Annotated in this window: 11 protein-coding genes; 8 read left to right on the top strand and 3 right to left on the bottom strand. The window is 37.0% G+C overall.

Going from position 1 to position 13,967, the window contains the following annotated elements; genetic code table 11:
- The first annotated feature begins 154 nt into the window (after positions 1–154).
- From CPT03_RS05115 to CPT03_RS05085, 7 genes are all read left to right on the top strand, one after another.
- Positions 155–934 carry an enoyl-CoA hydratase/isomerase family protein gene (locus CPT03_RS05115; RefSeq protein ID WP_099437832.1) on the top strand — a complete coding sequence of 260 codons (780 nt, stop codon included), beginning with the start codon at positions 155–157 and terminating at the stop codon, positions 932–934.
- Positions 935–1,000: 66 nt separating this feature from the next.
- Positions 1,001–1,678 carry a hypothetical protein gene (locus CPT03_RS05110; protein ID WP_099437831.1) on the top strand — a complete coding sequence of 226 codons (678 nt, stop codon included), beginning with the start codon at positions 1,001–1,003 and terminating at the stop codon, positions 1,676–1,678.
- A gap of 117 nt (positions 1,679–1,795) precedes the next feature.
- Positions 1,796–3,553, top strand: coding sequence for an LTA synthase family protein (locus CPT03_RS05105; RefSeq protein ID WP_245869978.1), 1,758 nt, complete (start codon positions 1,796–1,798; stop codon positions 3,551–3,553).
- Positions 3,554–3,555: 2 nt separating this feature from the next.
- A complete protein-coding gene (locus CPT03_RS05100; RefSeq protein ID WP_099437829.1) occupies positions 3,556–5,718 on the top strand; it encodes a S9 family peptidase in 2,163 nt (720 codons plus the stop codon).
- Between the two features lie 277 nt (positions 5,719–5,995).
- Positions 5,996–6,805: an MlaE family ABC transporter permease gene (locus CPT03_RS05095; protein WP_099437828.1), complete on the top strand. Its 810-nt coding sequence runs from the start codon at positions 5,996–5,998 to the stop codon at positions 6,803–6,805.
- 10 nt (positions 6,806–6,815) lie between these two features.
- Positions 6,816–7,586, top strand: a complete 771-nt coding sequence (locus tag CPT03_RS05090) for an ABC transporter ATP-binding protein (protein WP_099437827.1) — start codon at positions 6,816–6,818, stop codon at positions 7,584–7,586.
- Positions 7,587–7,591: 5 nt separating this feature from the next.
- Positions 7,592–8,584, top strand: a complete 993-nt coding sequence (locus CPT03_RS05085) for an MlaD family protein (RefSeq protein ID WP_099437826.1) — start codon at positions 7,592–7,594, stop codon at positions 8,582–8,584.
- A 2-nt stretch (positions 8,585–8,586) separates the two neighbouring features.
- Here CPT03_RS05085 and CPT03_RS05080 read toward each other — a convergent pair whose 3' ends face one another.
- Positions 8,587–10,947 carry a PAS domain S-box protein gene (locus CPT03_RS05080; protein WP_099437825.1) on the bottom strand — a complete coding sequence of 787 codons (2,361 nt, stop codon included), beginning with the start codon at positions 10,945–10,947 and terminating at the stop codon, positions 8,587–8,589.
- Between the two features lie 114 nt (positions 10,948–11,061).
- Between CPT03_RS05080 and CPT03_RS05075 the strand changes: the two genes are divergently transcribed.
- On the top strand, positions 11,062–11,928 hold the full coding sequence (locus CPT03_RS05075) for an aldose 1-epimerase family protein (protein WP_099437824.1): 867 nt from the start codon (positions 11,062–11,064) through the stop codon (positions 11,926–11,928).
- Here CPT03_RS05075 and CPT03_RS05070 read toward each other — a convergent pair.
- Both CPT03_RS05070 and CPT03_RS05065 read right to left on the bottom strand, forming a co-directional pair.
- Positions 11,925–13,091 (bottom strand): sensor histidine kinase, encoded by a 1,167-nt coding sequence (locus CPT03_RS05070; protein ID WP_099437823.1) that lies wholly within the window; start codon positions 13,089–13,091, stop codon positions 11,925–11,927. The two genes, CPT03_RS05075 and CPT03_RS05070, sit on opposite strands and share 4 nt — an antisense overlap.
- Before the next feature lie 77 nt (positions 13,092–13,168).
- Positions 13,169–13,963 (bottom strand): DUF4249 domain-containing protein, encoded by a 795-nt coding sequence (locus CPT03_RS05065; protein ID WP_099437822.1) that lies wholly within the window; start codon positions 13,961–13,963, stop codon positions 13,169–13,171.
- Between the last annotated feature and the right edge of the window lie 4 nt (positions 13,964–13,967).

The raw sequence follows: 13,967 nt of genomic DNA, 5'->3' as shown, positions 1-13,967 counted from the left end.
CAACAGCCACGTACCTGTTTGTGTATTTGGTGTGAAGGAGGTGTGCAGAAACACTAATCTTGTGAAGAACTGAATATAAAATACGTCATAGGTAAACAAAAAATATCAGTAATTCCTTGCCTACTTATTAAGATTTAGCAGATATTTACAGCTTATGGTAGAACCCCTGGTGTTATATTCAGTAAGTGAGCGTATAGCTACTATTGCTATTAATCGCCCCGAAAAGCGTAATGCATTAAATCCCGATCTTATTCAGCAGCTAACAGATTCCTTCATTAAAGCTTCTGAGGATAATGACGTAAAAGTTATTATTTTAAAAGCTAATGGTGCTGTTTTTAGTGCAGGGGCAGATTTGGCTTATTTACAGCAATTACAATTGAACACTTACGAAGAAAACCTTGCCGATTCAGAGAACCTAAAGCGACTGTTTACCACCATTTACTATTTGCCTAAGGTTGTTATTGCACAAGTAGAAGGCCATGCAATTGCAGGTGGCTGTGGACTTGCAACAGTATGCGACATCATCTTTTCTGTTCCTGAGGCCAGTTTTGGATATACCGAAGTAAAGCTGGGCTTTGTTCCGGCTATTGTAGCCTGTTTTTTACTCCGAAAAACCAGCGAAACTATCGCTAAAAAAATACTACTCACCGGAAGTCTATTTTCTGCACAGGAAGCACTTAATTATGGATTAATAACGTTTGTAACAAACAAAGAAGAGATTAGTCATAAAGTGAAAGATTTTGCATTAGATTTGTGTAATGAAGCTTCTGCAAATTCGTTAATGGTAACTAAACAGCTAATTGGCCCAACTACAAATCCTTTATTGGAAAAAAGCTTAGCCATGGCTGTGCAGATAAATGCCAGGGTAAGAGATACAGAAGATTTCAAAAAAGGTATTGCTGCTTTCATTAACAAAGAAAAAATAAAGTGGTAATTGCTTTTTAAATGTGACAAACAATAATAAAACTATACTTATACATAAAAAACTAAAAACCAGAAAATGTTTAAATCAATTAAAACCGGTGTTGTAGCAGCCCTGCTTATTGGTACTGCACTTTACGCTCAAGCACAAAAAAAGGTAACCGAAGGCACACTTACTTATGGTATGGAATACGCCCTTACAGATGAACAGCAACCTATGGCCGCATTTTTACCTAAAGAAACTGTAGTTAAATTCAAAAATGAACTCTCTACAATTAAAATGGAACAAGGCCCGGCAATGATCACTGTTATCATTAATGGCGTTGCTAAAAACGGCTTATTATTGCTTGATATTCCTATTGCTCAAAAGCAATTTGCAGTAAAAATGGATAAGGCAGAATTAGACAAGAGAAAAGAAGGATCGCCTAAATTTCTTGATTTTAAACCTACCGGTGAAAAACAAACTGTAGGTACTTTTAATGCAGATAGATATACCTATAAAGATGATAAAGGTGGAGCTTATGAGCTTTGGACAACTACAGATCTTGAACTTCCTGCCGGCCACAAAGAGGATGACTTTGTAGATATTAAAGGTACACCTGTAAAATACACTGTGTTTCAGAATGGTATAAAAACCACCATGACCTTAAAAAATTACAAAGAAGAAAAAATCCCTGAAATGTCTTTAACACCACCAAGTGGTTATGAGCTTAAAACAATGGATGAATTAAAAGCGATGCAGGGTGGTGGCCAATAACATTAAAATAAAATGTTAAAAAGCTTCTTGTTCTTTACGCGTTTCTTTCTGTTTTGGCTGTTATTTTTTTTTGCTGACCGCCTTACATTTATCTTTATAAATTCAAAAAAGCTTGCCATGGTTCCCTTATCGGAAATCATGGCAACTTTTTATCACGCCCTCAAGCTAGACCTGTCAATGGTGGCATACATACTTGCAATTCCACTTTTCAGCTACATATACTGGCTTTTAAATGGCCGCAAGGTGGTAGAGTTAAAATGGCTAACCGTTTACAACAAAATCCTTATCGTATTATTCAGCATTATCTCTGTAGTAAATTTCAATATTTACAGGGAATGGGGTAGTAAAATAAATGCCAAGGCTGTAGGTTTTGCTATCTCAACTCCAAATGAAGCCCTTGCATCCAGCGCTTCCTCTCCTATTGGCTTAACCTTATCGCTACTTGTTCTGTTAATTGTAATAGGCTTTGTTTTACAGCGCCATGTTGTGCTCAGAAAACTTGAATTTAAGGCAAGTCCGATCTGGCTAAGGGGAATTGCCGTGATTATATTGTTCTTTTTAAATTTTCTTTTAATACGAGGCGGATTTGGCGGTTCTCCAATTAATCAAAGCATGGCCTATTTCTCTAAAGAACAGGTTTTAAATCATGCCGCAGTAAATACAGAATGGAACCTGATATCGAGTGCAATTGCAGCCCGGATGACCAAAACTAATCCTTATAATTACTTAAGTAAGCAGGTTGCCGATGCAAATATTAAAGAACTTTACACTCCTGCAAAGGATACAACAATCAACATCCTTAAAACCAAAAGGCCAAATGTAGTTTTGGTAATTATTGAAAGCTTTACTGCTGATCTGACCAAAACACTTGGTAATGAGGATGGCATTACGCCTAATTTTGATACGTTAATACATAAGGGGGTTCTTTTTAGCAATATCTATTCTTCAGGAAGCCGTACCGATAAAGGGCTGGTGGCTACATTGGCCGGTTTCCCTACTCTTGCGGCTGGTAGTATTGTAAAATGGCCAGAAAAAATGCAGAAAATCCCGGGCATCTCTCAGCCGTTTTTTAAAAATGGTTATCAAACCTCTTTTTTTTACGGAGGGGAATCTGAATTTGACAATTACAAAGCTTTTATTCTGAGCCACAATTACCAGAAACTGATTGACCGAAATAACTTTAAAGGCGGAAAGGTAACCAAATGGGGACAGTTTGATGAGGCAGTTTTTGAGAGACAGATTGAAGATCTAAATAAGGAAAAACAGCCTTTCTTCTCTACCCTGCTTACGCTTACCAATCATGAGCCTTATAGCTTGCCGGGTACTTACAAGTTTGGAGAAGCAGACAACATTGCAAAATTTAAAAGCACTGCTCATTATACCGATTCCTGTATTAATGCTTACTTAAACAATGCTAAAAAGGAAAGCTGGTATAAAAATACGCTGTTTGTGTTTATTGCAGACCACGGCCATATTTTACCTAAAAACAGTCACGAAATTTATGTCCCTCAACGTTATCATGTGCCCTTACTATTTTACGGAGATGTGATTAAAGATGAATTTAAGGGTGCAAAATTTAATGATGTAGGTAGTCAGGCCGATGTTGCCGCTACAATACTTGCACAGCTGGACATCAGTGCAAAGGAATTTGTATGGAGCAAAAACCTTTTAAATCCTTATGCAAAACATTTTGCATTTTTTAGCTGGGATAATGGGATGGGCTTTATCGATAACCAGCAATGTGTTACCTTTGATAATGTAGGTAAAACAATATTATACAATAGTAATGCTAAGCGTAAAGACCTAACTTTAAAAACACTTAACAGTGCAAAATCATACCTACAAAACGTTTATCAGCAATTTATTGAACTATAAAAATGAACTTTAAACACATTTTTTTTAAACTGGCTTTAGTCTTTACCTTAGGACTACTTGGAAAAGCCAACGCTCAGGATATTAAATGGGCTAAAGATGGTAATTCATATTACGAGGTAAGCCAGGGTGAACTTGTATCTATAAGCCTGCCTCAAAACGAGAGAAAAACTATTGTTAGCAGGAACTTGCTTTACTCAAGCGGTAACAGTGGATTAAATGACATCAAAAGTTTCCAGATATCTGAAGATGGCACCAAAGTTCTGCTTTATACCAACAGCAAAAAGGTTTGGCGTTATGAAACACGCGGAGACTACTATGTAGCCGATTTGAAAACCAATCAGGTTACCCAGGTTGGAAAAGATAAGCCTGCTTCGTCGTTAATGTTTGCTAAATTTTCTCCCGATGGGAATAAAGTTGCCTATGTAAGCAGGCACAATCTGTATGTTGATGACTTAATGACTAAAACCAGCAAAGCGCTTACAACTGATGGTACTGACAGGTTAATTAACGGTACTTTTGATTGGGTATATGAGGAGGAGTTTGATTGCAGGGACGGTTTTAGATGGAGCCCTGATGGTCAGTCTATAGCTTACTGGCAGTTAGATGCTTCTAAAATCAAAAACTTTTTAATGATAGATAACACAGATTCTATCTATTCATTTACTATTCCGGTTGAATATCCTAAAGTTGGCGAAAATCCTTCATCCTGCAAAGTTGGTATCGTTAACATTGCTTCGGCAAAAACCAATTGGCTGGATGTACCCGGAGATCAGATTCAAAACTATATCCCTAGAATGGACTGGATTCCAGCCAGCAATGAAGTAATTTTACAGCAATTAAACCGTGAGCAAAATGTAAGCAAGTTATTTGTTGCTGATGCAGGAAGCGGCGAGGTAAAAAACATTTATACAGAAACTGATAAGGCATGGATTGATGTTGCCAAAGGATGGGACTGGATAAATGGTGGTAAAGAATTTATCTGGATGAGCGAAAGCGACGGATGGCGTCATCTTTACCGCATCAGTAAAGACGGTAAAAAGCATACGCTAATTACCCAGGGTAATTTCGATGTGATTGAGAATTCATTAATAGATGAGAAAAATGGTCAGATCTATTTTATTGCTTCTCCAACAAATGCTACACAGAAATATTTATTTAAAACCAAGCTTAGTGGTGGCAAAGCTGAAATGGTTACCCCTTCTATTCTGAAAGGCACCCACTCTTACGAGATATCTCCTAATGGAGTATTCGCCCGTCACACTTATCAAAGTGCTATAGTACCCCCAATTACTGAATGGATGAAACTTACTACCTTAAACCCATTAACTATGGAAGGTAGTATAACCAATCAGCTTGGGCGAATGAAACCGCCAAAAAACAAAGTAGAATTTTTTAAAGTAACTACTGAGGATGGGGTTGAACTGGATGGATGGATGAAAAAGCCTGATAATTTTGACCAGACTAAAAAATACCCTGTAGTGTTTTATGTTTATGGTGAACCTGCTTCGCAAACTGTAACTGATACTTACGGTGCCGGGCGTAACTGGTTGTATGCCGGCGATATGCCTAAAGATGGCTATATCTATATTTCAGTTGAAAACAGAGGAGCTCCTGCACCTAAAGGAAGAGAATGGCGTAAAAGTATTTTCCAAAAAATAGGCACTTTAAACATCCGCGATCAGGCTATGGCTGCTAAAAAAATAATGGAATGGCCTTTTGTAGATAAAAACAGAGTAGCTGTTTGGGGATGGAGCGGTGGTGGTTCATCAACATTAAACCTGATGTTCCAATACCCTGAAATATACAAAACCGGTATCGCCATTGCGGCCGTAGGAAATCAGCTAACCTACGATAATGTGTACCAGGAAAGGTATATGGGTTCGCCATTAAAAACCAAAGAAGCCTACGTTAAGGGCTCTCCTATTACATATGCAAAAAACCTGCAAGGTAAGCTTTTGTACATCCATGGAACGGGTGATGATAACGTACATTATCAAAATGCAGAGATGCTGATCAATGAGCTGATAAAAAACAGAAAAGTATTTCAACTAATGTCGTACCCTAACAGAACGCATAGCATAAATGAAGGCGAAGGTACCTCAGAGCATCTTGCCTTAACCTACACAGAATTTTTACAACGAAACTGTCCTCCCGGAGGCAGGTAATACAAGAAAAGGTGGTCATAAAATATGGCCGCCTTTTTTAAAACCTTTTTAGCCGGTATTCCGTTTATATATTGGGACATTTACAAGACAAAAACACCCAAAAAATACTGCATATTTGCGAAAAATCATGTAAAAATGACGATAGCATACAATTTTTTATACTGTCGAATATTAGTTTTGCATAATTATGGCGCATAATTTGATAGTGAGTGATCGCTGTCAAAAACCTTATGATAGTAACATTCTAAATCTAATAATAAGATATTAAGGCATATACATGGAGAAAAAAGCTGAGAGCCAGGAAACCTCAAATGATGAAGTAAAAACACCTGGTAAATTATCCAGAATGTTTATAACGTTTTATGATGTTTTTCAGTTTATGGGCCGCTTTTTTAAAGAAGGCTTTTTGCCTCCTTATGAGGGTAAGGAACTAATGAAGCAGTGTTATGACATTGGCTACCGCTCTTTAGCGCTTATTTCACTTACCGGATTTATTACAGGCATTGTATTTACCAAGCAATCCAGACCATCACTTGCTGAATTTGGAGCAACTTCATGGCTTCCATCATTGGTAGGGATTGCGCTCCTGAGAACACTTGCTCCCCTATTAACTTCTCTTATTGCTGCCGGAAAAGTAGGTTCAAGTATTGGAGCCGAATTAGGATCAATGAGGGTTACAGAGCAAATAGACGCTATGGAAGTATCAGCAACCAATCCGTTTAAATTTCTGGTAACCACAAGGGTGCTTGCATCAACAATTACTATCCCTATCCTTACATTCTACACTGCAATGGTAGGTATGTTGGGTGCATTGTTAAATGTTTCACTAAGCGAGGGCACAAGTGCAAAGGCGTTTTTTCAGTCTTCTTTGGAATCGATTAGCTTTTTAGATATTACAGCATCCACTATTAAGGCTGTTATATTTGGTTTTACAATTGGAATGGTAGGTTGCTACCAGGGTTATAACTCATCAAAAGGAACAGAAGGTGTAGGAAAGGCTGCAAATTCAGCAGTAGTTATTGGCATGTTCCTTATTTTTATTGAGGAAGTGGTTTCAGTACAGTTTTTTGGTTTATTCAGGACCTAATTTTTAAGCTATGGAAGAAAAAAAGCCCCTGTCAGAACAAGAAAAAGTAATAGAAATTAATGGCCTTTATAAGTCTTTTGGCAACTACCATGTTTTAAGAGGTGTTGACTTAGAGCTTTATAAACGCGAAAACCTGGTAGTATTGGGAAAATCAGGTACTGGTAAATCTGTACTGATAAAAATTGTGGTTGGGCTGTTAACTCCCGATCTTGGAGAAGTTAAAGTGCTAAACCAGCATGTTGACCAGATTACCTATAAAGAACTGTTGGCACTTAGGCTAAAAGTAGGGTTTTCGTTTCAAAACAGTGCACTTTATGATAGTATGACTGTTAGAGAGAACCTTGTATTCCCTTTGGTTAGAAATCAAAGAAAACTGACAAAAGGTGAAATAACCAGTTCTGTTGAAGAAATGCTGGATGCAGTTGGGTTATTGCATACCATTAACCAGATGCCTTCGGAATTATCAGGCGGACAAAGAAAAAGGATTGGTATTGCCAGAACATTGATATTAAGACCGGAAATTATGCTGTATGATGAACCTACAGCAGGACTAGATCCGATAACCTGTCTGGAAATTAACAGCCTGATTAATGAAGTACAGGAACGCTTTCACACCAGTTCGATCATCATTACCCATGATTTAACCTGTGCAAAAGCAGTAGGCAATAGAGTAGCGATGTTATTGGATGGCAAATTTGAGCGTCAAGGTACTTTTGATGAGGTATTCAATACAAATGATGAACGGGTAAAACCATTTTACGATTACAATTTTATTCAATAGAAATTATGCAGGCAACAGACATACGCCGTAAAATTATAGTTGGAGCGTTTATTCTCCTTGGCATAGCGATATTTATTTTAGGGGTTTTTACATTAGGAAGTCAGAAGAAAGCATTCGTAAAAAGCTTTACTGTTGATGTTGTTTTCAACGATATTCAGGGGCTTAAAACCGGTAATAACGTATGGTTTTCGGGTGTAAAAATAGGGACCATAAAAAAAATCCAGTTTTATGGAACTTCACAGGTACAGGTTTTCTTAAACATCGAAGAAGAAGCACATAAATACATTCATAAAGATGCATCGGCTAGTATCAGTTCCGACGGTTTAATTGGAAATAAGATCATTGTAATTACTGGTGGAACACCAAAATTCCCTTTCGTTGAAGATGGTGACAGACTTCGGGTGAATACCACTTTATCAACAGATGATATTATGAAAACATTCCAGGTAAATAACAAAAACCTGGTTGATGTAACGTCTGATTTTAAAATTCTGGCAAAAAGCCTTGTTGAGGGAAAAGGAACAGCAGGAGCTTTGCTAACTGACGAGCAGATTGCTTCGGATTTTAAAGCGATAGTGGTAAACTTAAAAAATACAACAGCATCTGCAAATAAGATGGCTACAGAATTGGATAAATTCACAAAAACACTAAATACCAAAGGTGGCTTAGCCGACAAATTACTCACCGATACTGCCGTTTTTGCCAAACTTCAGGCATCTGTAAATGAATTACAAAAAACTGCAGGCTCAGCGGCTGCACTTACTGAGAACCTGAATAAAGCTTCGGGGAAATTAACCCAAACAGACAATGCTGTTGGCGTATTACTAAATGATCAGCAAACTGCAGAACAGGTAAAATCTATTATGAAAAATATGGAAACCAGCAGTAAAAAGCTTGATGAGAACCTAGAAGCGCTACAACATAACTTTTTATTAAGGGGATTCTTTAAAAAGAAAGCTAAAGCAGAGGCCGCTGCTGCAGAAACTAAAAAGGAATAAGGCTATTTAAAATATATTTTAAATGTTGTGCCTTTATCCACTACACTGTTTACGGTTACTTTGCCTCCCATGGCATCAATCTGATTCTTTGTAATAAAAAGCCCTACTCCTTTCGAGTCGGGCCTTTTATTAAAGGTTTTATATAGCCCATAAAGCTCCTTACCATGCTTTTCCAGATCTATTCCAATTCCATTATCAGAAATCTGTAAAACAGTTTGTGAATCTTCGATAAATGAGACCAATTCAACAACCGGCTTTCTTTCAGGATGACTATACCTGATTGCATTAAAAATAAAATTCAGCAAAACACTTTCCAGATAAGCAGGATTATATTCTACAATTACATCCTTAGCCACATTATTCTTTATAACTGCTTCAGTTAAAATAACCTGGTCGCTCAATATATTAATGGTTTTGTTAATGTAATTCCTTAAACTAAGTCGTTCTTTTATTACATCTATGCTGGTCTGGATATTAACCACTTTGTTCAAATTCAGCATGGTTTCATTCAAAAGACCCGAAACTGTTTTAAGGACTTCAATCATCTCGGTTCTTTCCTCTTCAGAATCACTTTGCCCAATTAAATTGGTAATAGCCTGAATATTGGAAGTATGTGACCTAAGGTTATGCGAAACGATATATGAAAAATTAAGCAACCTTTTATTTTGTTCTGTAACCAGGTTAAAAGAATGGTTTAAAGCATCCTGCGCTTGCTTATTCTCTCCTACATCAATCATAATTCCTCTCAATAAAACCGGTTTACCATCTTCGGAGATTACATTTACAATATCCCTTAACCACATCACTTTCCCATCCTTTGCAATCATCCTGTACTCAAAATCGTGCTGCATGTTGTTCCTTGTAGAAACCGTACAATACTCAACAGCCCAGGCCCTGTCGTCCAGATGAATATGATCAGCCCAGAAAGTAGGGGTCGATAGCCATTCCTCAACAGTGTAACCTAAAATATCTTCAACCTTTTTACTGATAAATGTAAACTCAAAAGTATTTGGATTTGCCTCCCAAACTATACCGTCAATTGTATTAATTAACGATTCGATTCTTAACTGAGAGTCCAGAACAATCTTTTCTGCTGCCTTGCGATCGGTAACATCCTCAACAATTACAATATGGCTGGTAGGTATTCCATTACCGTTCCACAATGGCGTTTCCAGAATATTACACCATTTTACATCACCCTCTTTATGCTGATACTTTTTTTGAACTTTATATTCCTTAATTATCCCATTCCCTAAAGCTCTGGTATTTTTTTCTTTTCTGCTTTGGGGATTTGGAACAGTTATATCCTGAAAACTTAAATCTAATAGCTCTGATTCCTCATATCCAAGTATACTGCATAATTTCTTATTTACCTTTAAAAACCTTCCCTCAGTTGGGGTTATTAAGGCTATACCTATGGCAGCCTGGTCAAATATGGTTTTAAATTTTGTTTCCGTACTTATCAGCTCTGATTGCTGACTGCTTACCAGGTTCTGTAATTCAGTAGTTTTTTTAACTACCTGGGCAACCAGTAAACTGGATAAAATAGCCAAACTTAACCCAAAAAGTAAAGGATAAAGTATTTGTAATGGAACTTCGCCATAATCGGCGGGGATAATGTAAAGCTTCCAATTCGTTGTAGGAAAAACTGCAAACTGATAGTCCTCTTTAAAAAAATCTGTATTTCCCTTTAAAAAAAACTCCTCTTTTCGGGTAGCGGCATCTATCATCGAAAACTGAAAGTAAAAATTATTGTTTTTATTGCCGTAAATACCAATACTATTAAAAAATGCCTCCTGCTTAATAACTACTGCCGAAAACCCCCAGAACTTATTTTCACGATATATAGGTAATCTTCCAACAATTCCCATCCCGCCTTGCTTCAATTGATAAGGGCCAGCATAATACATCATTTTTGAGGCTATAGACTTATTGGCCATTAATTTCGACTCTTCTGATTTTTCGAACAGATCCAGGTCTATTGCCGACTCATTGCCTTCTAAAGGATATACATGCTTTATAACACCCTTAGGCAACAACTCCATCACCTTATAATCAGGATTAGATTCCATTAATTTAGCAGCAACAGACTCAAAATTCTTTGGAACACCCTTGTCATTTAAAGTTAGCGCGAGGGATAAAGTAGTGTTATAGCCATTGTTCAACACCAGCTGAACATTCTGTTTAACAACATTAAGTGCACTGGCCATTTCCAGCCGTCTCGTCTCCTTAATAATCTGATATCTTTGAGTTACCAGCAGGCTTATCAGCCATAGCAAAAACAAGAATACACATAAACCAATTACCTTGGGCTTGCCTAGCAGCCACCCAATAAACTTCGCTAATTTTTCTTTGGGACGCATCGTTTCTTATTAAAACAAATATAGTTCTTTAAAAACAAACTAGGCACTGCTCTTTGTTACAAAAATTGCCTTTAATTATACAAGTTTCCTTATTTTTGCTTTATAAATACGGCTATGATTTTCCTCGAAAACGAACATTTAAAAGCATCTTTTTCAAGTAAAGGTGCTGAACTACAAAGCCTTGTTAGCAAAGCTACAGGCGCAAATTATCTCTGGGATGGTAATCCGGAATATTGGGGCAAATTTAGTCCTGTACTTTTTCCTGTTGTAGGCGCATTAAAGAACGGCACATATCTGTTTGAGGGAAATGAGTATAAACTTCCCAGACATGGCTTTGCAAGAGATAATGAGTTTAAAGCCGAAAAAATAAGCGACACAGAGGCTGTATTTACACTTAATCAAAATGAAGAAGCTTTAAAAGTATACCCCTTTAATTTTACACTTAAACTTCACTATAAGCTTATTGGCACAAATCTTTCCTGCACTTATGCAGTTTTAAATCCTGGCACTAATGAGTTGCTTTTCTCTATAGGTGGCCATCCTGCTTTTGCTGTACCAACCAACGAGAAGCTTAATTACAATGATTACTTTCTAGAGTTTAATAAAGATGAAAACCTTACTTATTATAAAATTAATGGCGATTTAATTGGCGATGAAACAGATGTTATTTACATGAATAATCATTCATTGCCCTTAACTCATCAGCTTTTTTATAAAGATGCGCTGGTATTTAAGACGCTGAAAAGTGATACCATATCTCTAAAGAATACCAATAATGCACATGGCTTGAGTTTTAGTTTTAAAGATTTTCCATTCTTTGGAATCTGGGCTGCTAAGGATGCAGATTTTGTATGCCTGGAGCCATGGTGTGGCATTGCCGATGGAATAAACCACAATCAGGAACTTAAAGATAAAGAAGGAATTATAGTCCTGCCTGCAAAAGGTAATTGGGAACGTACATGGTCTGTAACTTGCTTTTAATCCTGCAAAGGGAGTTCAACTATAAATGTTGATCCCTTATCATGACCATCACTTTCTGCCCATATTCTGCCGCCGTGTGCTTCAACTAGAACCCTTACAATAGAAAGGCCTAAACCTGTTGAGTTTTCGCCACCGGTAGGTTGTGCACTTAATCTAGTAAAACGTTGATATAGCTTATTTTTGTCATCATCCGTAAGACCTTGCCCCTCATCTTTTACTTTTATCAGAACCCTGCCTTCCAATTTCTTAACACGAACTTCTATACTCGTATTAACTGGTGAATACTTGATGGCGTTATTAATAAGGTTGTCCAATATCTCCGACAATTTACCCTCATCTCCGATTAAGATTACTTCATCTTCAGCAACAAATTTTAAACTTTGATTCTTTCTTTCTGCCAGCGGCAAATTCATAGAAATCACATTGTTAACCAGCGACGATAAATTCAGCTTAATGAACAACAATTGTACTTTCCCGGCTTCTGCAGTGCCAGAAAGCAGTAATTCATCAATAATACGAACCATATTTAGACTGGCCGTTTTTATCTGTTCGCACATCTTATCCACCAATTCCGGATCATTCTTTTTTAACTTTATTAAATCAGCGCGCACTGGTATGGTAGTCAGCGGATTCTTTAGATCATGGGCTGTTGTATTTAAAATCTGATTGGTTTGCACCCCAGCAAGCCTCGATGCAAGTTTTAACTCGATCTGATCCATAACTATATCTCTTAAATCGCATAAAATTGCTTCCTGTTCAGGTCCAAATGTTCTGGGTTCCTTATCGAGAATACAAAACGCTCCAAGGTTAAAGTTATCTATTGTTTTTAGCGGAAGTGCTGCATAAAATTTCAAATCTACCCCACCAAGCGTCATTAAAGTATCCTTATTAGTGTAAAGGCCATCAGATAAAACAGCATTTGCACACAGCCCAACTTCGCGGCTTACCTCTTCAATATCAACACCATACTTTGATTTAAACCAGATTCGGTCTTTGTCAACTATACTTATTATAACTATAGGAACATCAAACAGCTTGGCAGCTAATTTAGTTAGCTTATCAAAAGAACCATCGGGCGGGGTATCCAGAATTTCATACCTGTGTAAGGCTTTTATTCGTTCATCCTCAATTGAGAATTTACTTTGACTTGATTCTATGGCCATTTAATAATAAATTAAAAATTCATAATTGGCTGTCATTTGCAATATAATACAAATCCAGATTAAACTCAAAGTTTATATTATTTAATTACAACGGTTTTTTTGCTGACTGAGTATGCATTAAAAACACCCAGTGCCTTATTATTAAAATTAGATGGCGGATTGGCCGGGGCAACCGGAGGCCCGCCACCACCGGCATTTTGTTCTAAACTGTAAAAGTACTTATAAACGTTTCTATCTATGCATTGAAACTCAACATTAATTGTATCACCATGCACAAGATCCTTTAGGTCGTAAAATATCACATTCGATATTTTATTGCCATCATCAAACCTATCTTCACTTACAGCATCATCCTGTACCTTACCTTTAATGGTTAAAATATACCTGTATTGGTTTTGTACACCCTTAGGGTCGTTATAATTAGCGGCTACATAAGTGTTTTTTGTACCAAAAAAGCTAAAGTCTTTAAAGGTTAAAGAATCCAAAGGAACTTTACCGGGCATAGTAGAACTGGCGGTATAAGTTTTACCCTCAAATGTAACATCTAATGTATATTTCCTGCCAGACTGTCCTCTAAATTTAGGGCTCTGGTATACCCCTTTTGACACCTCAACATATTCCATTATGGTGCCTTCTTCATTTTTTAAAAGCACTTTTGCACCATTAACTCCATTAAACCTGTTGGCATCGGTAAAATCATATGTTTTAGAAACTGTTACCAAATGGTTATCTAATCTGTCACTTAACCCGCCATATATTACCAACTGTGGCTGTGCATTGTCTAGCTTTAAATCAATAACCTTTTCACAGCCAGGCAGTACACTTAAAATCGCTAAAACAAACAGAACTATTGGTATGCTTCTCTTTTTCATTTTA

This window comes from Pedobacter ginsengisoli, from assembly GCF_002736205.1.
Taxonomy (GTDB): Bacteria; Bacteroidota; Bacteroidia; order Sphingobacteriales; family Sphingobacteriaceae; genus Pedobacter; species Pedobacter ginsengisoli_A.
This window is presented reverse-complemented; position numbering and strand designations above follow the sequence as displayed.

Bases quoted from the DNA above. Each gene is read 5' to 3' on its own strand.
- CPT03_RS05115 (WP_099437832.1), top strand. From the start codon at position 155: ATGGTAGAACCCCTGGTGTTATATTCAGTAAGTGAGCGTATAGCTACT.
- CPT03_RS05110 (WP_099437831.1), top strand. From the start codon at position 1,001: ATGTTTAAATCAATTAAAACCGGTGTTGTAGCAGCCCTGCTTATTGGT.
- CPT03_RS05105 (WP_245869978.1), top strand. From the start codon at position 1,796: ATGGTTCCCTTATCGGAAATCATGGCAACTTTTTATCACGCCCTCAAG.
- CPT03_RS05100 (WP_099437829.1), top strand. From the start codon at position 3,556: ATGAACTTTAAACACATTTTTTTTAAACTGGCTTTAGTCTTTACCTTA.
- CPT03_RS05095 (WP_099437828.1), top strand. From the start codon at position 5,996: ATGGAGAAAAAAGCTGAGAGCCAGGAAACCTCAAATGATGAAGTAAAA.
- CPT03_RS05090 (WP_099437827.1), top strand. From the start codon at position 6,816: ATGGAAGAAAAAAAGCCCCTGTCAGAACAAGAAAAAGTAATAGAAATT.
- CPT03_RS05085 (WP_099437826.1), top strand. From the start codon at position 7,592: ATGCAGGCAACAGACATACGCCGTAAAATTATAGTTGGAGCGTTTATT.
- CPT03_RS05080 (WP_099437825.1), bottom strand. From the start codon at position 10,947: ATGCGTCCCAAAGAAAAATTAGCGAAGTTTATTGGGTGGCTGCTAGGC.
- CPT03_RS05075 (WP_099437824.1), top strand. From the start codon at position 11,062: ATGATTTTCCTCGAAAACGAACATTTAAAAGCATCTTTTTCAAGTAAA.
- CPT03_RS05070 (WP_099437823.1), bottom strand. From the start codon at position 13,091: ATGGCCATAGAATCAAGTCAAAGTAAATTCTCAATTGAGGATGAACGA.
- CPT03_RS05065 (WP_099437822.1), bottom strand. From the start codon at position 13,963: ATGAAAAAGAGAAGCATACCAATAGTTCTGTTTGTTTTAGCGATTTTA.